This is a genomic window from Clostridioides sp. ZZV15-6597 (assembly GCF_020657815.1).
In the GTDB taxonomy this organism is placed as follows: domain Bacteria; phylum Bacillota; class Clostridia; order Peptostreptococcales; family Peptostreptococcaceae; genus Clostridioides.
In genome coordinates, this window is record NZ_JAGWCT010000022.1 from 1 (window position 1) to 20,277 (window position 20,277).

13 protein-coding genes and 1 pseudogene are annotated in these 20,277 nt (G+C 30.6%); 13 read left to right on the forward strand and 1 reads right to left on the reverse strand.

Annotation, left to right across the window (positions count from 1 at the left end):
• From KGF52_RS07220 to KGF52_RS07230, 3 genes and pseudogenes are all read left to right on the forward strand, one after another.
• Positions 1 to 414, forward strand: a pseudogene (locus KGF52_RS07220) (hypothetical protein); the annotation flags it as partial.
• A 25-nt stretch (positions 415 to 439) separates the two neighbouring features.
• Positions 440 to 1,903: a glycoside hydrolase family 55 protein gene (locus tag KGF52_RS07225; protein WP_227839627.1), complete on the forward strand. Its 1,464-nt coding sequence runs from the start codon at positions 440 to 442 to the stop codon at positions 1,901 to 1,903.
• A 114-nt stretch (positions 1,904 to 2,017) separates the two neighbouring features.
• Positions 2,018 to 3,439, forward strand: coding sequence for a glycoside hydrolase family 55 protein (locus KGF52_RS07230; protein WP_227839628.1), 1,422 nt, complete (start codon positions 2,018 to 2,020; stop codon positions 3,437 to 3,439).
• A 182-nt stretch (positions 3,440 to 3,621) separates the two neighbouring features.
• Here KGF52_RS07230 and KGF52_RS07235 read toward each other — a convergent pair whose 3' ends face one another.
• Positions 3,622 to 4,107 (reverse strand): hypothetical protein, encoded by a 486-nt coding sequence (locus KGF52_RS07235; protein WP_227839629.1) that lies wholly within the window; start codon positions 4,105 to 4,107, stop codon positions 3,622 to 3,624.
• Positions 4,108 to 4,995: 888 nt separating this feature from the next.
• Here KGF52_RS07235 and KGF52_RS07240 point away from each other — a divergent pair.
• The 10 genes from KGF52_RS07240 to xdh all read left to right on the forward strand — a co-directional run bounded on the left by KGF52_RS07240 (position 4,996) and on the right by xdh (position 20,257).
• On the forward strand, positions 4,996 to 5,373 hold the full coding sequence (locus tag KGF52_RS07240; RefSeq protein WP_227433761.1) for a RidA family protein: 378 nt from the start codon (positions 4,996 to 4,998) through the stop codon (positions 5,371 to 5,373).
• Positions 5,374 to 5,739: 366 nt separating this feature from the next.
• On the forward strand, positions 5,740 to 7,548 hold the full coding sequence (locus tag KGF52_RS07245; protein WP_227828380.1) for a sigma 54-interacting transcriptional regulator: 1,809 nt from the start codon (positions 5,740 to 5,742) through the stop codon (positions 7,546 to 7,548).
• Positions 7,549 to 7,864: 316 nt separating this feature from the next.
• Entirely contained in the window at positions 7,865 to 9,079 is a 1,215-nt protein-coding gene (gene dpaL / locus KGF52_RS07250) for a diaminopropionate ammonia-lyase (protein WP_227839630.1), read from the forward strand.
• A gap of 115 nt (positions 9,080 to 9,194) precedes the next feature.
• Entirely contained in the window at positions 9,195 to 10,382 is a 1,188-nt protein-coding gene (locus KGF52_RS07255) for a YgeY family selenium metabolism-linked hydrolase (RefSeq protein WP_227839631.1), read from the forward strand.
• A gap of 15 nt (positions 10,383 to 10,397) precedes the next feature.
• Positions 10,398 to 11,981 carry an N-acyl-D-amino-acid deacylase family protein gene (locus tag KGF52_RS07260; protein ID WP_227828383.1) on the forward strand — a complete coding sequence of 528 codons (1,584 nt, stop codon included), beginning with the start codon at positions 10,398 to 10,400 and terminating at the stop codon, positions 11,979 to 11,981.
• A gap of 27 nt (positions 11,982 to 12,008) precedes the next feature.
• Positions 12,009 to 13,337 carry a putative aminohydrolase SsnA gene (ssnA, locus tag KGF52_RS07265; protein WP_227839632.1) on the forward strand — a complete coding sequence of 443 codons (1,329 nt, stop codon included), beginning with the start codon at positions 12,009 to 12,011 and terminating at the stop codon, positions 13,335 to 13,337.
• Positions 13,338 to 13,480: 143 nt separating this feature from the next.
• Positions 13,481 to 14,833, forward strand: a complete 1,353-nt coding sequence (locus KGF52_RS07270) for a nucleobase:cation symporter-2 family protein (protein ID WP_227828385.1) — start codon at positions 13,481 to 13,483, stop codon at positions 14,831 to 14,833.
• A gap of 87 nt (positions 14,834 to 14,920) precedes the next feature.
• A complete protein-coding gene (locus KGF52_RS07275) occupies positions 14,921 to 16,030 on the forward strand; it encodes a 4Fe-4S binding protein (RefSeq protein WP_227433768.1) in 1,110 nt (369 codons plus the stop codon).
• Positions 16,031 to 16,310: 280 nt separating this feature from the next.
• Positions 16,311 to 17,702, forward strand: a complete 1,392-nt coding sequence (hydA, locus tag KGF52_RS07280; protein WP_227828386.1) for a dihydropyrimidinase — start codon at positions 16,311 to 16,313, stop codon at positions 17,700 to 17,702.
• Entirely contained in the window at positions 17,696 to 20,257 is a 2,562-nt protein-coding gene (gene xdh, locus KGF52_RS07285) for a selenium-dependent xanthine dehydrogenase (RefSeq protein ID WP_227839633.1), read from the forward strand. Before hydA ends, xdh begins: the two co-directional genes overlap by 7 nt.
• Positions 20,258 to 20,277: the final 20 nt, after the last annotated feature.

Genomic DNA, 20,277 nt, shown 5'->3' on the forward strand with positions numbered 1-20,277 from the left:
GAAAATGGTCTAGAGCGTAAGATACATGTAATCAAAGCGAATGAAACAACTAATGTAACTCTAGAATGTGATGCTGAGGCTGACAATTTTATACAATGTGCAAAAGGTAACTTATTATTAGAAAATGGTAGAAATACTTATAAGTTCTATGATGGCGAGGTTTGTTCTGTAGGTGGAGTTCAGATTTCTGATACAAATCAAGGCAATTTACTTAAGATAGTTGACAATACACTTTATGTAGATGATGGTGGAAAAGATTTAGTAGTTCCTAAACTACAGAAGAATTCTGTTATATCGTCAATATTAGATTCAGAAGAAGAAATAAGTAAATTGCATAGTGGGACATGGGAACAAATTGGTGTAAAAACACTTAATGGAGAACCTATGTACTATTATAAAAAAATAAATGATTAGTTTTAAAATGAGGAGGTAGTGAATTATGGGAGAACCTATAATAATTAAAGAAACAGATGGAAGGATTAATGTTTTAGATTATGGAGTTTTTAATGATGAAACAAAAGATGTAAGTTCTAGGGTGCAAGAAATTATAAATGCTGCACCAGAAGACTCTATTATATATTTTCCAGAAGGGAAGTACTTATTTACAAGTGGTATAGAGATTAACAAACGATTAACACTATGTGGAGATGCATATTTTAGGTCAAATACTCCAAATAATGAATTTTTTTATTCAGGAACAACACAATTTTCTGGTAAATTTGATAAAAAAGAGGTAGAAGATGGCACAATGGAAAGTTTTACAATGATAACTGTAAAGGGAGTAAAGCATTGTATTAAAAGTATTTCTTTCCAATCAAATAACTGCGATAGTGTGGAGGTATCTGAAAAAGATGATGCACCTCCACCAAATGGTGAACCAGGATTTCATCATAAGCTAGAATTCACACACGAAGGAAAATATATATCAGCAATTGTATGTGATGATGTATCAGAAGGGTCTGGCCATTATGAAAATGTAGACTTTGGTGGTTTCGGTGGAACTGCACTTAAGATATCTAATAATTCTACAGTAAACGATATTACTGTTTTTTCATGTAATCATGGTATTAGTACAGGAGAAAATTCAATAATTACTAATGGAAAGGCTTGGGGATGTGATTATGGAATGGAAATTTCTACAGGAACTTTTATTAATGGTATGAGAGTAGAAGAAGTTGGTAGAGTTGCTATTGACAATATTGGTAAAGGGTTAAACTTTGTTACAAATGTTACAATTGACCAATGTGGATATTGTGGATTTAAGTTTGATTCAATATCTAATACTCAAATATCAGGAAATATCTCAAGATGTGGGCAATTCTATTTTAATTTTAATTATGATGATTATTTAAAGTTAGACAATAGAGTTAAGGAAGCATATTCTTTATTTTATGGAAATTCAATGGAGTCAACCAATATAACAATCTCAAATGATAATGGAGATTATTGGAATGATAAGGGATCTCAGATAATTGATAAGGATGGAAATACGAAATTTAAGAAACATAAGATATACATTATAAATGCGCTTGAAACCAAGAATGTATTATTAAGATGTCCTGTAGATGCTACTGATATGGTTGTTGAGTCAGAAAAAGGAAACCTAATATACAATAATAAAGAACAAACTGTTATATTTTATAATGGAAAAATAGGTAGTATTAATGGAATTGGTATGTCTGAAGAAGATCATAATGATAAAATAAAGATAAAAAATTATGATATATATATAAATGATAATATTAAGATGTATAGACCACAGGTAAATGATATTATATCAACATCAGTTAGTGATATCAATTCAGTTTCTGGGCAATATAAAGTAAAATTGGAAAGAATTAGTCAAAACAAGATATTTGAAACACCTATATACTATTATAAAGTGATAGAGAAGATGGTATAGATATTAGTTTTAATAAGTTTTATATAGTCAAACTGGTAACTATAAAAATTCGTTTAATACTAAAAGTAAATAATATTTTAATATTAAGTAAAAAAGAAAGGAATAGATAATATTATGGAAGAAATTAAAAAGAAAAAATGGATTAACGTATTAGAAAGCGAGCCTGATATTAAAAACGATGGTTCAGAAGATGTGGGACCTTTTATACAGAAGATTATTAATAAAGTAGGATTTAAGTCTTGTGTTTTATATTTCCCAAAAGGTAAATACTTATTTAAAACGGGTATTACAATTGATAAAGAAGTAACCTTGCATGGAGATTCTGATTCATCAACATCTGCTACACAATTTATAACTCATGGAGTTCCTAATATGAGTATTATTACATTGACAGGAAGAAAACAATGTATTAAAAATATAAGTTTTTATTCTGACAGTTGTAAGATAATTGTTCGTGATGAACCACCAACAAAAGGGAATCCACATTATCATTATGAAATGGTTCTTAATAAAAATGAGAATAATAAAGAAATGGAGAAGGTATCAGCTATTACATGTACTACTGATGCTAAAGGCCTGGGTCATTATGAAAATCTTTATATAACTGGTTTCTCAGGTACAGGAATTCAAATTCCTTACTATTCAATTGTAAATGACATTACAGTTTCATCTTGTGGATTAGGTATTGATACAGGAAATGATATAATTATTTCTAATAGTAGAATATCTGAATGTAAAAATGGTATGCAAATTAAGGTAGGAGCTAGTCTAAATAACATAAAAATCGAGAAAATACAAGAAGTAGGCCTTAGAAGTAAGGGCGGTGGAAGTTATAAAATTAATAATATTACTATTGATCAATGTGGACATTGTGGTTTTGCATTTGAAACAATGATTAATACTTCCATATCTGGGATTATAAGAAGATGTGGTCAATATTATTATAATACAGATTATGATACTTATTTAAAGATGGAAGATAGAAAAGAGGATGCATACTCCTTATTTTATGGATCACAGTTTTCAAATTGTTATGTTAATTTAGTTAGTGATAATAAAGATAATTGGGATGATGGACTGGAATATAAGCATAAAGTTTATGTATTTAAAACTACTTATATTGTAAAGTCTACATTGAAATGTGAAATAGATGCCTATGATTATATAATAAAAGCAAAAGAGGGAGGTGGAAATTTAAGATTACAAAACAACTCTAATGATTATGTATTTATTAACTCATCTGTTCCAGAAATTATTAATGGAGTTAACTTGAGAGACTATCATAAAAATATAAATTTATTAACATTAGATACAGGAAGATTGAGTTTTAAATCTGGCATTGACGATAAGAAAAAAGATATATTTAGAGCTCAACAAGGTATTATTGCTACATCACTAGATTCAGATATTTCTCAGATAGAATCTACATATGGAGGAAGTAAATGGGAAAAGCTTGGTTCTGAAGTTATAGGAAAAGAAACTGTGTATTATTATAAAATCCCTATACCTCCTACAACCACTCAGCCAGAAAAATAATAACTAAATAATGTAAAAAAATAAATCCTTATAATAGGATTTATTTTTTTATAAATACAGCTGAATATAATAATACAAAAAACTAATAAAGAAGTTTAAGATACTATATTTAGATTATTGTAGAATTGACATAATATTTAACATAGATGATAAAAGTAGTTGTTTTAGTAGCTAGTAGTGTATTAAACAGATTCCTGCATAATGCCATTTTCTTTAATAATTAACTTTTTTAAATTTTTCCAATCAGTTTCTTCCATATTAGCAAAATAATGCCCACTTCCTACACAAGTCAAATAAGACTTACCATCTAATTCAAATGAAGAGCCACCAATACACTTTGGATTACATTTTTTACAAGTACGAGTTTTTGTAATACTATCTTTAATAGTTTTAGAACATTCTTCTACAGTATCTCTATATGTATCTAGATTATAAAGGTTTGCTTTAACTCTCCACTTTTTATCATTACATTCAATGGTAAATAGACTACGTTTTGGTTTTTTAGTTGAATATAGTATACGGTAAGAACGGGCTCCTGTTCGTGGTTCAATCTTGCAATCTAGTGATTGACCAAGTTCATGCAAATCATAAGCAATACTATAATCTTTCCCACTTAGTACTTTTAGCATTTCTTCTGTTGTTTCTGCTGTTAATGGACTTTTGTTCATAATTAAAACCCCCCTATATAAGTAATAAATTTGGATATAAATAACAATTTTATATACAAGTAAAAACTAATAATAGTATAGTCAATCAATTTATCAAAATCAATAGAATGGCTACAATCTTACTTTATTGGGCATGAAATGAGAGACATTGCTTTGTAGAGAAAAATACTTAATAGTATGAAAATTCACTTAAGCATGATACAATTCTATAAAAGATTCAAAAAATACGAAAGGAGAAAGTTGTTGGAATACTTAATTTTATATTTTGTTTATATTTTATAAAATAAACGTATATCTTATAAAATAAATGGTGCTATCAAAAAATAGTTTTGTAGGTTTTCAGCAACAGTAATGGTATATTGATAATTTTTTGGTTACTATTATACTTGGCTATTATATTTTCAATAGGTTCGATGATAACAAAAGTAAATAAGATTTGGATTAAAGTGTTGCTATTTGTAGCAGTAGGATTGTCAACCATAGTTCTTTCATACATTATAGGTTGATAACTTAAAATCTTAGAAGGATTCAAAATTTGAAAATTCTCAAAACAAGAATTCTCAAGTTGGTAAAATTCCAGATATGAGAAAAAAATTTGCATTATAAAAAATCAATTTCTAATTTTTTTTATAAGACTATTAGGATATAGCTATAAAAATATTGAAATACAGCTATTTTAAACATATATAGAAAGTTTTATAAATAAAAGGAAATTGGCATGCTAATTGCTTTAATAAATATTAACATGAACACAAATAAATATAATAATCTGAGTATTGATTATTTGAAACTTTGGATTTGATTACTTGTCTAAAGGTTCATATTAATATTGGTGTTTAGGAAATTTTATTTTCCTGTAAATATAACTTAATAATAGGAGGTGAAATCATGTCAAAAGTAGTAATAGCTACAGAGAAAGCTCCAGGAGCAATTGGACCATATTCTCAAGCGATACAAGTTGGAAATATAGTTTCTACATCAGGTCAACTTCCAATAGACATGAAGACAGGCGAGTTAGTATCTGACCCAAAAGAAGCAACAAAAGCTTCTTTAGACAATGTAAAAGCAATACTAGAACAAGCTGGTACAACTATGGATAAAGTATTTAAAACTACAGTTTTCGTAAAAGATTTAAAGGATTTTAATGATATTAACGAAGTGTATGCTACATATTTTAAAGAAAATCCACCAGCAAGATCATGTGTACAAGTTGCTCAATTACCAAAAGATGCAGTTTTAGAAATTGAAGCAATGGCAGTATTATAATAAAACCAATGACAAAACTAATGAAAATTAAAAACTAATAAAAAAAGTCTACAATTAAAAAGTTTATATTAAAAAAGTCTATATAAAAATCTATCTAAATATTTAACTATTGAGCTTTTCTTATATAACATATATTTTTGTGCCAAAAATATATTTGTTATAGGAGGAAAGCTTTTTTGTATTTTATTATTTGTGTATTATAATTAAAGTAATCCTAATATAAAACAATCTTTTTATAATTATTATTATGTATTTCAATGTAAATATATAAATAAGTAATGTTTTATATATATTTTAAAAATTAACTATATGTTAAAATATAGTTAAACTGATAATTTGGTAAATTAAATTCTAATGGGGGAAACTATGGTAAGTAAATTAAAGGAATTTCAACAGGAAATGATAAAATACACTGAAACAGTAGCTAGTGTGTTAGATGTAGATATTGAAATAGTTGATGATAGATTAATAAGAATTAGTGGCACAGGTCTGTATAAATCAAAAATAAATGAAAGCGTTGTTACTGAAGGTTTTCTTTATGATAAAGTTATACAGACAGGTCAGGAATTAGTCGTATTAGATATATGTGATAATCAGCTTTGTATAGAATGTTCCCATTACATGAAATGCCTAAATAAAGTAATAATAGCAGTCCCAATAAAATATAATAATCGTACTATAGGGGTAATTGGTGCTATTAGTACAGATAAAACCAAAAAAGTAGAAATAAGTGCAAAAATAGATAATTATTTGAAGTTTGTCAATCATATATGCGATTTAATTTCTATGAAGATAGAAGAACATGAAGTGTCAAAAAGTAGCAGTAGAAAAATGAATATGATGATAGAAATAATTGAAAATGTTGAAAAAGGTGTCATTATATTAGATATAAATAGCAAAATATCTTATATAAACAATATTGCTTTGAAAAAATTAGATATTGGAAAAGATATAATAGAAAATACAGTAAAAATAATATCTGTTGAATCTTCTTCAAATGGGCATGAATTACTAGAAATTGATATTGATAACAAAATTTATAATATAAATGCCAAAATAATTCCTGTATATCCATATATAAATCAATATGACAAGATAATCATATTTGATAAGACATATATAAACCATAAAGGACATGGAAAAGTCAACAGTGGATGGGGAAATAGTGATATAGAGTCTATAATTGGTAACTCAGAATCAATGGTGAAAGTTAAAGAGAGAACTAAGAAATTAGCAAAGTCAAATTCAACAGTTCTTATAACTGGTGAAAGTGGTACAGGTAAAGAGTTAATTGCTAGAGCTATACATGCTGAAGGAAGTAGATGGAATAAGCCATTTATTGCTATAAACTGTGCTGCTATTCCAGAAAACCTTCTTGAAAGTGAGTTATTTGGCTATATAAAAGGTGCATTTAGTGGAGCTAGTAGTGGAGGTAAGGTTGGTAAGTTTGAACTTGCAAATGAAGGGGTCATATTCCTTGATGAAATGGGGGACTTATCTATGCCTTTACAAGCGAAGTTACTTAGAGTTTTGCAGGAAAGAAAATTTGCAAGGATTGGTTCAAATAAACTTATAGATTTAGATATAAGAGTAATTGCTGCAACAAATAAAAATTTACTTAAGTTAGTGAATGAAGGCAAGTTTAGAGATGATTTGTACTATAGGTTAAATGTAATTCCTATAAATTTACCACCTCTTAGGGAAAGAAAAGATGATATTGAAGCTATAATGATGAAATTTGTTTCCAAGTATTCTTTAGAATTAGATATAAAATTGAATCAAATAGAAAAAAATGTGATGAATATGTTGATTAATTATAATTGGCCGGGAAATATAAGAGAATTAGAAAACGCAGTTGAATATATGATGAATTTAGTTGGAGAAGATGGAATAATCTATAAAGATATGCTTCCATTAGATATTTTGAACTATTATAATATTAAAGGAAATAGTTTTAAGAGTAATAATGAGGTAATAAAGTTTGAAGATGATATAGTTGATGGAATAGTAGAAAACCAAGAAAAAATACTTTCAATTAAAGAATTGGAGTTAACTTACATACATAAGTTGTTAAATAAATATGGAAGAGATACAAAGACAAAAAAGAAAATAGCAAAAGATTTAGGGATAGGTTTAGCTACATTATATAGAAAGCTAGAAGAGGAACAACAATAAATTAGACATAAAAAATAGTTTTAAATGTATTGTAATGTGATTTGTAGGTAAATAAAAATAAAGAAACGGTTTCTCGAAATGATAATTCTCGTATTGATAAAAATTTCCCAATATGAGAATTTTTTCTTTTATAAATCTTATTTTTCACACTCAGATTTTACAGAATTTAAATAAATTTGAAAAAAGTATGTAATTCCAACATAAAAAAATTGTTTTTAGAATAAATAATATTGGCACAGTAATTGCTTTGTATAAAGACACAAAGATAAAAAATTAATAATGACATCGAAAAATTTGAAAGGGGAATATAAAATAAATGAGAGAAATAAAATGGAAATTAAATAACTTACCTAAAGCAGAGGAAAAAGAAAAAGGAATTGAATTTTTAAAGGATGAAGAAATTGCAAAAGCTAAAGCATTTCATGAGAGTTTTCCACAATACGAAAAAACTCCTTTAGTTAAATTAGATAACTTAGCAAAATTATTAGGGGTTAGCGGAATATATGTAAAAGATGAATCTTACAGATTTGGATTAAATGCATTTAAAGTTTTGGGTGGTTCTTACTCTATGGGTAGATACTTAGCTCAAAGATTAAATAAAGATATATCAGAGTTAGGATATGAAAAATTAATTTCAAAAGAAATAAAAGACCAATTAGGAGAAATAACTTTCTTTACAGCTACAGATGGAAATCATGGTAGAGGAGTTGCTTGGACAGCTAATAAATTAGGTCAAAAATCTGTTGTATTAATGCCAAAAGGTTCTTCTGAATTTAGATTAAATAAAATCAAAGGAGAAGGTGCAGATGCTAGTATAACAGACTTAAACTATGATGATGCTGTAAGATTAGCTAATGAATATGCAGAAGCTGATGACCATGGAGTAATGGTTCAAGATACAGCATGGGACGGATATGAAGAGATACCAGCATGGATAATGCAAGGATATGGAACTATGGCTAAAGAAGCTATAGAACAATTAAAAGAATATGGAGTAGATAGACCAACGCATGTATTTGTGCAAGCAGGAGTTGGTTCGCTTGCTGGTGCAGTTCAAGGATATGTTGCTTCAATATATGATGAATGCCCAATAACAGTAGTAGTAGAAGCTGATGAGGCAGATTGTTACTATAAATCAGCAGAAGCAGGAGATGGAAAACCAAGATTTGTAGGTGGAGATATGCCAACTATAATGGCAGGTCTTGCTTGTGGAGAACCAAATACTATAGGATTTGAAGTATTAAAAAATTATTCATCAGCATTTGTTTCAGCACCAGACTGGGTTTCTGCTAAAGGTATGAGAGTTTTAGGAAATCCTCTAAGAGGAGATGAAAAAGTAATCTCTGGAGAATCTGGAGCAGTTACAACTGGAGCATTAGTTTCAATACTTGAAAGTGAAGATTTAAAAGATTTAAGAGAAGCTTTAAAACTAGATGAAAACTCTAAAGTGTTATTAATAAGTACAGAAGGAGATACTGACCCAAACAAATATAAAGATATAGTTTGGAATGGAGAATGCCAAAGCAAATAGAGTGTTCAAGATAAATAAAAGTAAAGTGCTAACAAATCAAATAAGTTAAATATTATAAATGAAAAATCAAAATGCCAATAAATAAAAATTAAGAATTATATGGGGGAATATCAAAATGTTAAATGAAATAAGAAAAAAACAATTAACTGAAGTTTGCCAAGATTTAATAAGAAATGCTAGTTATTCAGGTCAAGAAGAAAATGTAGTAAAGGCAATTGAAGAAAATTTTGCTTTATTAGGTTTTGACAGCTGGTCAAGAGATAGATATGGAAATATAGTAGGATGTATAAAAGGAAATAAACCAGGTAAAAAAATATTATTTGATGGTCATATAGATACAGTTCCAGTTCCAGATGCGAGTAAATGGAGTGTTCCTCCTTTTGAAGCAAGAATAGTAGATGGTAAAATATACGGTAGAGGAACTTCTGATATGAAGGGTCAAGTAAGTGCTATGATGGCGGCTGTTTCATACTTTGCAGAAGATACTAATAAAGACTTCGAAGGTGAACTATATGTAGCAGGAGTTGTTCATGAAGAAATATTTGAAGGAGTTTCAGCTAGAGAAATAAGTAAAGCTGTTAAACCTGATTATGTTGTAATAGGAGAGTCTTCAGAATTAAACTTAAAGATTGGTCAAAGAGGTAGAGGAGAAATAGTTGTAGAAACTTTTGGTAAACCAGCTCACTCTGCTAATCCTGAAAAAGGTATAAATGCAGTTTATAAAATGGCTAATGTAATTCAAAGAATACAACAATTAGTACCTCCAACTCATCCAGTGTTAGGTGATGGAATACTAGTTTTAACAGATATAAAATCTTCTCCATACCCAGGAGCATCAGTAGTGCCAGATTATTGTAAAGCAACTTTTGATAGAAGATTATTGGTTGGAGAAACAAAAGAAGGAGTATTAGCTCCAATACAAGCATTATTAGATGAAATGATGAAAGAAGACTCAGAGCTAAATGCAAAAGTTTCTTATGCATCTGAAAAAGCTGACTGTTATACAGGAAATACTATAGAAAGTGAAAGATTCTTCCCAGGTTGGTTATATGATGAAGATGATGAATTTGTTCAAGCAGCATACAAAGGATTAAAAGAAGCTGGAATAGATTCAGAAATAACTCAATACTCATTCTGTACAAATGGAAGCCATTATGCAGGTGAGGCTGGAATAAGAACTATAGGATTTGGTCCTTCTAGAGAAAATCTTGCTCATACAATAGATGAACATATAGAATTAGACCAATTATTCAAAGGTGCAGAAGGATATTATGGTATATTAAAATCAGTTTATAAAAAATAATTAGGAGATGGTTTTGTGAGAACTTTAATAAAACATGGGCTTATAGTAGATGGCAATAAAACACCAGCATATGAAGGGGATATTTTAATAGAAAACGAAAAAATATTAAAAATATCACAGGATTTAAACGAAGAAGCTGACAAAGTTATAGATGCAAAAGGTAGAGTTATATGTCCAGGTTTCATAGATACTCATAGCCATTCAGACCTAGTGATTTTAGTTAATCCATATAATGAGGTAAAGATTAGACAGGGAATCACAACAGAAGTGTTGGGCCAAGATGGAATATCTATGGCCCCTCTACCTCAAGAGCATATATCTTCTTGGAGAAAAAATTTAGCAGGCCTAGATGGTGAAAGTGATGAAATTGATTGGAAATATGAAACAACAGAAAATTATTTGAAAATGATGGACGAAAATGGGGTAGGATTAAATGAAACTTATTTAGTACCTCATGGAAACGTAAGAATGGAAGCAATGGGACTTGAAGATAGACCTGCCACTAAAGAGGAAATTCAAAAGATGTGTGAAATCACAGAAAGAGAATTAAAGGCAGGAGCTATAGGATTGTCAACTGGACTTATATATATACCTTGTGCGTATTCATTGACAGAAGAAATTATAGAGATGTGTAAAGTAGTAGCAAAATACGATGGAGTATTTGTAGTTCATCAAAGAAGTGAAGCAGATACGATTTTAACATCAATGGAAGAAATTATAGAAATTGGAAAACAATCAGGAGTAAAAGTTCACTTCTCACACTTCAAGGTTTGTGGTAAATCAAATTGGAAGTATATACCTCAAGTTATAGAACTTTTAGAAAAAGCAGAAAAAGAAGGTATAAGAGTATCATTTGACCAATATCCTTATGCAGCTGGAAGTACAATGCTTGGAGTAGTTTTACCTCCATGGGCACATTCAGGAGGAACTGATAAATTAATAGAAAGATTAAGTGATGAAAACGAAAGAGCGAAAATGAAAAAAGATATAGCAAATGGAATCGAAGGTTGGGATAACTTTATAGAATTTGCTGGAATAGACCAAATCTTTGTAACAAGTGTAAAGACAGAAAAAAATCAAGATACAATTGGTAAAAGCCTACTAGAAATTGGAAAGATGAGAGGCAAAGACCCATTAGATGCAACGTTTGATTTATTGAAAGAAGAAGAAAATGCAGTTGGAATGGTAGATTTCTATGGATTAGAAGAACATATAATAGGTTTTATGAAAAGAGACGAACAAAATGTATGTACAGATGGTCTTTTAGCAGGTAAGCCACATCCAAGAGCATATGGTTCTTTCCCTAAAATACTAGGAAGATATGTTAGAGAATTAAATGTACTAACAGTTGAAGAAGCTGTTTACAAAATGACTAAAAAAGCAGCAGTAAGCTTTAGTATAAAAGATAGAGGGGAACTAAAAGAAGGATATTTTGCAGACATAGTTATATTTGACAAGGATACAGTTAGTGGATGTGATGATTTTATCAATTCTATGCAATATCCTACAGGTATAGATTATGTAATTATAAATGGAAATTGTGTTGTTGAAGAAGGAAAATACAATAAAATTAAAGCAGGAAAAGTACTTAAAAATTAAATCTTAGCTTTAAGGAGGAATAAATTTATGATTTTAGTGGGGAATGGGAGGCTAATAAGCCAAGATTCTTTAAATCCCTATATGGAAGATGGATGTGTTGTAATAAATGACAATCTGATTGAAGATATAGGTACTACTGAGGAAATGAAAGCGAAATATCCAGTACATGAATTTATAGATGCAGGCAAGAAGATAATCATGCCTGGTCTAATAAATTCACATATGCATATATACAGTTCATTTGCTAGAGGTATGGCAGTTCCAGGTAAACCATCTGAAAATTTTTTAGAAATATTAAACAATTTATGGTGGAGACTTGATAAACAACTTACACTAGAAGATACAAAATACAGTGCATATGCAACTTATATAGAATGTATAAAAAATGGTGTCACAACAGTTTATGACCATCATGCAAGTCCAAATGCAATTGAAGGTAGTTTATTTACAATATCAGATGTTGCAAAAGATTTGGGAATAAGAACCTGTCTTTGTTATGAGGTATCTGATAGAGATGGTGGAGATACAATACAACAAGGTATCGATGAAAATGTAAACTTCATAAAATATGCTCAAAAAGATGATACAGACATGATAAAGGGAATGTTTGGTCTTCATGCTGCATTTACATTGTCTGATGATACATTAAATAAGTGTGCTTCAGAAATGGCTGGTCTTGATACAGGTTATCATGTACATGTTGCTGAAGGATTAGCAGACTTACAATACAATGTAGATAAATATGGAAAAAGAGTTTTAGAAAGATTTAATGATTTTGGTGTGCTAAAAGAAAAAACTATAGCAGTTCATTGTATATATATAAGCACAGATGAAATCAATCTTTTAAATAAAACAAATACATTTGTAGTTCATAATCCAGAATCTAATATGGGAAATGCAGTTGGATGTTCTCCTGCAATAGAATTACTAAAAAGAGATGTTACAGTAGGTCTAGGAACTGATGGATACACTAGTGATATGTTTGAATCGTTAAAAGTTGCTAATATAATTCATAAACACCACTTGAGTGACCCAAGAGTTGGATTTGGAGAATCACAAACAATGTTATTTGATAACAATAAAAAAATAGCAAAAGCTTATTATAAAAATGACCTAGGCATACTTAAAAAAGGAGCTTATGCAGATGTTATAGTAGTTGATTATATACCACATACTCCATTGACAGAAAACACAATAGGGGGACACATCATATTTGGAATGAGTGGAAGAAGCGTGGACACAACTATTATAAATGGAAAAGTACTTATGAAAGACAGAAAATTAGTAAACATTGATGAAGAAAGTATTCTAGCTAAGAGTAGAGAACTAAGTCAAAATCTATGGAGTAGAATCTAAATAATTGATATTAACATACAAGTAAGAAACAAGAATTTAACTGTTAAAAATAGAGCTTAGACAAAAGTAGAATTTAAATGAAGTATATAGATAAAAAATATATGGAATAGAATATTAAACTAAATATAGAAGGGAGACCCAACATGTCTCAAAATGAAAGCCCTAAAATAGCTCCAGTAGATGAAAGGTTACCTGTATCCAAATCTTGGGTATTTTCACTACAGCACGTTTTAGCAATGTGTGCAGGAGCGGTAGCAGTTCCTATGATGATAGGAAGTGCTGCACGACTAGATCATGCTAGTATTGTTTTTTTAATAAATGCTTGCTTGTTTATGGCAGGTATAGGAACACTCATACAAAGTGTTGGTATAGGAAATATTGTAGGCGCTAAAATACCAGTAATCGAAGGAACTAGTTTTGCCGCTGTGGCAGGTATGACAGCAATAGCCTCATCATATAGTGATTCTCAAGTTGCAATACAGACAGTATTTGGCTCTGTAATAGTAGCTGGACTGTTTTGTATATTACTTGCTCCAGTATTTGAAAAACTGATAAGATTTTTCCCTAGTGTAGTTACTGGAACAGTTGTTATGGTAATAGGTATTTCACTATTCCCAGTTGGGATAAAGTGGATAACTGACAACAAATTGGAAGCGGTTGAACCAAACTCATTAGCATTAGCTTTAGCAGTATTGGCAATAACTTTACTTTCATTTAAATTCTTAAAAGGAATTTGGAATAGTACAGCGATATTGGTAGGTATAGTACTTGGTACATTACTTTCTATGGCAGTTGGAATGGCTGATTTTAGTGCAGTAAATGGTGTTGGATGGCTTAATCTAAATGTGCCTTTAAAATTTGGAATGCCTAGATTTGAACCATCTGCAATATTATCATTATGCTTAATTATGTTAGTACTTATGACAGAATCAGTTGGTAATATGATAGCTATTCACGAGATGGTAGACAAAGAGGTAACTGGTAAAAATATTAAAAGAGGTCTATTTGGAGATGGAATATCTACAGCTTTATCTGGGATATTCAATTCATTCCCAATAACTCCATTTGGTCAAAATACAGGAATTGTTGGGCTTACAGGTATAAAATCAAGATTTATTGCAGTTTATGCAGGGGTAATATTGCTAGTGCTTGGTTTCTTACCAAAGTTTGCAGCCATAATAGGAGCAATACCTAAGCCTGTTCTTGGAGGAGTAGGATTTGCAATGTTTGGAATGGTAATGGTTGGAGGAGTAAAAACTCTAAGTAAAGTAAAATTTGATGGAACTAAAAATGGAGTGATAGTAGCAGTTAGTGTTGGGTTATCTATGATACCACTGACAAATCCTGATTTCTATCATAATTTTCCAACTTGGGTGCAAACGATATTTCACAGTGGAATAACAACAGGAAGTTTATCAGCAGTACTTTTAAATATATTCTTCAATGAATTAGGTTCAAAAAAGGAAAAAACTCCTAAGACTGAAGAAGCAAAATAAGATGAAATAAACGAAAAGCAACATAGACAAAAGAGTATCTAAGCTAAATATTAAAAAAATATATTTAATTAAGGGAGAGATAATAATATGGCTAATTTAAAAGTTAATTTATATGGAATGGAATTCTTAAATCCAGTTATGACAGCGGCAGGTCCTGGAGCAAAAGATGGTGATCTCTGTCAAGAGGCAGCAAAAGGTGGAGCAGGAGCTATATGTACAAAAACTATATCTGTATTACCAGCAGATGTACCAAGACCATGTATGGCAAAAACTAACAGTGGTTTCTTAAACACAGAATTATGGTCAGAGCTTCCAAAAGAACAATGGATAGAAGAAGAATACAAAAAAGTAAAAGCAGCAGGTCTTCCAGTAATAGTAAGTATGGGATATTCAGCAGAACAAATAGCTGAGGTTGCACCTTTAGTAAAACCTTATGCAGATGCAGTTGAATTATCTACTCATTATGTAGGTACAGACGTTGCTCCAATAGTAAATGCTTTAAAAGCTGCAAAAGCTGTTTTAGATGTACCAGTATTTATGAAAATGAGTCCTCATACTGATATTCAAACTATTGCAAAAGCTGTTGAAGAAGCAGGAGCAGACGGACTTGTAATGATAAACTCATTTGGACCATGTATGGCAATAGATGTAAACACAGGATACCCTATAATGGGAAGTAAAGCTGGATATGGATGGCTATCAGGAGCTCCAATAAGACCACTTGCAATAAGATGTATATATGAAGCTTCTCAAGTTGTAAATATACCAATTATAGGTGTTGGTGGAATAACTTGTGGAAAAGATGTAGCTGAAATGATGATGGCAGGAGCAAGTGCTGTTCAAGTATGTACAGAAGCAATCCTTAAAGGGCCTTCTATATATGGAAAAATTGCTAAAGAATTAAATGATTTCTTAGATGAAAATGGATATGCTGATGTTAATGAAATCAAAGGATTAACTCATAAGAAAATGGCAGCTAGAGGGTTTAGAACTCATGCAGTAGCTCCAGTTGTAGATGATAATAAGTGTATCAAATGTAAACAATGTGTAACAAGCTGTGTATATGAAGCTCTAGAAGTTACAGATAAATTAAATATAGATGTGGATAAGTGCTTTGGTTGTGGATTATGTGTAACTAGATGTCCAAAAGGAGCTTTAAGCATTTGCTACAATCAAGTAGAAGCTGTTAATGAATAATAAATATATAGAATTTTAGTAATTAACTTAGAGTAATAGATATATTAGGATAATAAAATATATTAGATAAGCAAGTATTATATTTTAATAATACAACATGAAGTTAATAATTTTATTACGTTGATTTAACTAAACATTAGTTTAACTAAATATTAATTTAATTAGATATTGGTTTAATCTAAATATAGATTTATTGTGTATAAGTGCAATAGTCAAATTACTTTAAGTTAATTTCTTCAGATAAAATAAATTGATACGTTATAAGTAAGGTGGAGTCTATATGGGAATTGTTTTAAAAGGTGGGAAAGTAGTAACAAGTGAAAAAACTTACTGTGCAGATGTAAGAATAGAAAATGAGAAAATAGTTGATATAGGTGTTGATATATCAAAAGAAAATGATGAAATAGTTGATGTTAGTGATTCTTATGTTATACCAGGAGGTATAGATACACACACTCACTTTGACTTAGATACAGGAACTACTAAGACAGCAGATAACTTTGAAACAGGAACAAAAGCTGCAATAGCTGGAGGTACTACTACTATCTTAGATTTTGCTACACAATCGAGAGGTTGTTCTTTAAAAGAAGGATTAGATGAATGGCATGAAAAAGCTAGAGATAAATCTTATTCAGACTATGGTTTTCACATGGCTATAACAGATTGGAATGCTTCAATTTGTAATGAAATGGAAGATATGGTGAAAGAAGGAGTGTCTTCATTTAAATTGTATATGGCATATAAAGGGAGCCTTCAAGTTGATGATGGTGTTATCTTTGAAGCTTTGAGAAAAGCAGAAGAAGTAGGAGGAATTATTGGATTCCATTGTGAAAATGGGGATATAATATGTGAACTTGTGGATAAAGCAAAAGAAGAAAATAACTTATCTCCAAAATATCATCAATTAACTAGACCAGCTATATTAGAAGCAGAAGCTACTTCAAGACTTATGAAGATAGCAGAAGTTGCAAATTCTAAGGTGTATGTTGTTCACCTAAGTTGTAAAGAATCTTTGGAAGAAGTTCTAAAGGCTAAGCAAAGAGGAGTAGATGTGATAGTTGAAACTTGTCCTCAATACCTTCTATTAAGTGATGAATTATACGATTTAGATGGATTTGAAAGTGCTAAATATGTAATGTCACCACCTTTAAGAGATAAAGAAAATAATGAAATTTTATGGAATGCTATTTTAAATAATCAAATAGATACTATAGGTACAGACCACTGTTCTTTTAATTATAAGGGGCAAAAGGAGCTTGGAATAAACGATTTTAGTAAAATTCCTAATGGTTCTCCAGGTGTGGAACATAGGATGAGTCTTTTATACACATATGGAGTCTGTAAAAATAAAATATCTATCAACAAGATGGTAGAGGTAACATCAACTAATGCCGCTAAATTGTTTGGAATGTATCCTGAAAAAGGCACTATAGAAATAGGTAGTGATGCAGATATATTAGTTTTAAATCCAAATAAAAAATCTAAAATAGAAGCAAAAAAACAATTACAAAATGTAGATTATACGCCTTATGAAGGTTATGAAGTAGATTGTCAAATAGAACATGTTTATTTAAGAGGAAAAGAAGTTGTTAGAGAGGGAGAATTAATTTGTAATACTCCAAGTGGGAGATATATAAAAAGGCGTCTAACAGAGGGGGCTAGAGAATGGTAGAATTTATATTAAACGGAGAGAAAGTTGTTGCAAAAGAAGGTAAAAAACTTTTAGACTTCCTTAGAGAAGATATGAATATAACTTCAGTTAAAAATGGCTGTTCAGAAGGTGCTTGCGGAACTTGTATGCTTATAATAGATGGTAAAGCAACCAAAGCATGTGTATTTAAAACTGATAAATTAGCTGGAAAAAATATAACAACTATAGAAGGATTATCAGAAAGAGAAAGAGATGTTTTTGCATATTCTTTTGCCAGCCAAGGAGCTGTTCAATGTGGATTTTGCATCCCAGGTATGGTAATTAGTTCAAAAGCACTTATAGACGTTAATAATAATCCTACTGAAGATGACATAAAAAAAGCTTTAAAAGGTAATATATGTAGATGTACAGGTTATGTAAAAATAATTAAAGCTGTGAGTTTGGCAGCAAAGATATTTAGAGAAGATATAGATGTGCCAAAAGTAAACTGCAAAGGTCTAGTTGGTGAAAGTCTTCACAGAGTTGATGCAGTAGGTAAAACACTTGGATACTCTGAATATGTAGATGATATGAGATTAGAAGGTATGATTTATGGTTCAGCAGTTAGAGCTAAATATCCAAGAGCGTTAGTTAAAAAGATAGATATAGAAGAAGCAAAAGCTTATCCAGGAGTTGTTACAGTTCTTACAGCTAAAGATATTCCAGGAACTATAAAAGTAGGTCACTTAAAGAAAGATTGGGATACATTAATCCCAGAAGGTGAAATAACTAGATATTTAGGAGATGGAATAGTTTTAGTAGCAGCAGAAACTAGAGAAGCATTAGAAGAAGCGAAAAAACTAGTTAAGATAGATTATGAAGAATTGACACCTTTAAGTACTACAGCAGAGGCTCTTAAAGAAGATGCTCCAAAGATACATGAAACAGGTAATGTACTTGTTAAGGAACACTTAGTAAGAGGAAATGCTGAAGAAAAAATAAGGAATTCAAAATATGTTGTAACTAAAAAATACACTACACCTGCAACAGAACATGCATTTTTAGAACCTGAATGTGCAGTAGCAGGTCCTTATGAAGAAGATGGAGTAATAATTTACTCAACAGACCAAGGAGTATTTGCTACTCAACATGAATGTGCAGATATGTTAGGATTACCACATGAAAAAGTAAGAGTGATAAATAAGATGGTAGGAGGCGGATTTGGTGGAAAAGAAGATATGAGTGTTCAACACCATGCAGCCTTACTTGCATACCACACAAAGAGATTTGTAAAAGTACAGCTTACAAGAAAAGAAAGTATTATTGTTCATCCAAAAAGACACGCTACAGAAATGGAATTTACAACAGCATGTGATGAAAATGGATATCTAACAGGTATGAAAGCAACTATAATATCTGATACAGGTGCTTATGCATCTCTTGGAGGGCCAGTATTACAAAGATTATGTACTCATGCAGCAGGACCATACAATTATCAGGATATTGATATAACTGGAACAGCAGTATATACTAATAATCCTCCTGGGGGAGCATTTAGAGGTTTTGGAGTTACACAAAGTTGTTTTGCTACAGAATGTAATCTAAATTTACTTGCTGAAATGGCTGGAATATCACCTTGGGAAATAAGATATAAAAATGCAATAAGACCTGGTCAAGTTTTACCAAATGGTCAATTTGCAGATGAAGGAACAGCAATGGCAGAAACATTAGAAGCTGTAAAAGAAGAGTATGAAAAACACCCACGTGCAGGTATAGCTTGTGCAATGAAAAATAGTGGTGTAGGGGTAGGTATACCTGATGTGGGAAGATGTAGATTGGTAATAAAAGATGGCAAAGTTCATATAAGAACAAGTGCTTCTTGTATAGGTCAAGGTCTTGGTACTGTTATGACTCAAGTGGTTTGTGAAACTGCTAATTTACTACCTGAAAACATAGTACATGAAGTTCCAGATACTCACTTGACACCAGACTCTGGTAATACTACAGCTTCAAGACAGACCGTGTTTACAGGGGAAGCTACTAAGGTTGCATCAATTAAGTTAAAAGAAGCTTTAGCAACTGGTAAAGTATTGTCTGATTTAGAGGGAGAAGAATTTTACGGAGAATATGCAAGTGTTACAGACAAAATGGGTTCTGATAAAGAAAATCCAGTAAGCCATGTAGCTTATGGATATGCAACACAAGTTGTAATGCTAGATGAAAATGGAAAATTAGAAAAAGTAGTAGCAGCACATGACGTAGGAAGAGCTATAAACCCAATCAGTTTAGAAGGGCAAATAGAAGGTGGAGTTGTTATGGGTCTTGGATATGCCTTAACAGAGGATTACCCAGTAGTTAACTCTGTACCTACAGCTAAATTTGGTACATTAGGCTTATTTAAATCTACAGATATACCAGAAATACAAGCTGTAATAGTTGAAAAAAACAAAGATTTATTGGCGTATGGAGCAAAAGGTGTAGGAGAGATTTGTACAGTTCCTACTGCACCAGCAGTGCAAAATGCTTATTATGTATTTGATAAAGAGTTTAGAACTGAACTACCACTTCAAAATACGCCATATAGTAAAAAAAAATAACAAAAAAATAAATATTAAAT

Excerpts from the sequence above, each read along its gene's own strand:
- KGF52_RS07230 (WP_227839628.1), top strand. The coding sequence starts at position 2,018 with ATGGAAGAAATTAAAAAGAAAAAATGGATTAACGTATTAGAAAGCGAG.
- KGF52_RS07245 (WP_227828380.1), top strand. The coding sequence starts at position 5,740 with ATGGTAAGTAAATTAAAGGAATTTCAACAGGAAATGATAAAATACACT.
- KGF52_RS07225 (WP_227839627.1), top strand. The coding sequence starts at position 440 with ATGGGAGAACCTATAATAATTAAAGAAACAGATGGAAGGATTAATGTT.
- hydA (WP_227828386.1), top strand. The coding sequence starts at position 16,311 with ATGGGAATTGTTTTAAAAGGTGGGAAAGTAGTAACAAGTGAAAAAACT.
- KGF52_RS07275 (WP_227433768.1), top strand. The coding sequence starts at position 14,921 with ATGGCTAATTTAAAAGTTAATTTATATGGAATGGAATTCTTAAATCCA.
- KGF52_RS07255 (WP_227839631.1), top strand. The coding sequence starts at position 9,195 with ATGTTAAATGAAATAAGAAAAAAACAATTAACTGAAGTTTGCCAAGAT.
- KGF52_RS07235 (WP_227839629.1), bottom strand. The coding sequence starts at position 4,107 with ATGAACAAAAGTCCATTAACAGCAGAAACAACAGAAGAAATGCTAAAA.
- KGF52_RS07270 (WP_227828385.1), top strand. The coding sequence starts at position 13,481 with ATGTCTCAAAATGAAAGCCCTAAAATAGCTCCAGTAGATGAAAGGTTA.
- dpaL (WP_227839630.1), top strand. The coding sequence starts at position 7,865 with ATGAGAGAAATAAAATGGAAATTAAATAACTTACCTAAAGCAGAGGAA.
- ssnA (WP_227839632.1), top strand. The coding sequence starts at position 12,009 with ATGATTTTAGTGGGGAATGGGAGGCTAATAAGCCAAGATTCTTTAAAT.
- KGF52_RS07240 (WP_227433761.1), top strand. The coding sequence starts at position 4,996 with ATGTCAAAAGTAGTAATAGCTACAGAGAAAGCTCCAGGAGCAATTGGA.
- xdh (WP_227839633.1), top strand. The coding sequence starts at position 17,696 with ATGGTAGAATTTATATTAAACGGAGAGAAAGTTGTTGCAAAAGAAGGT.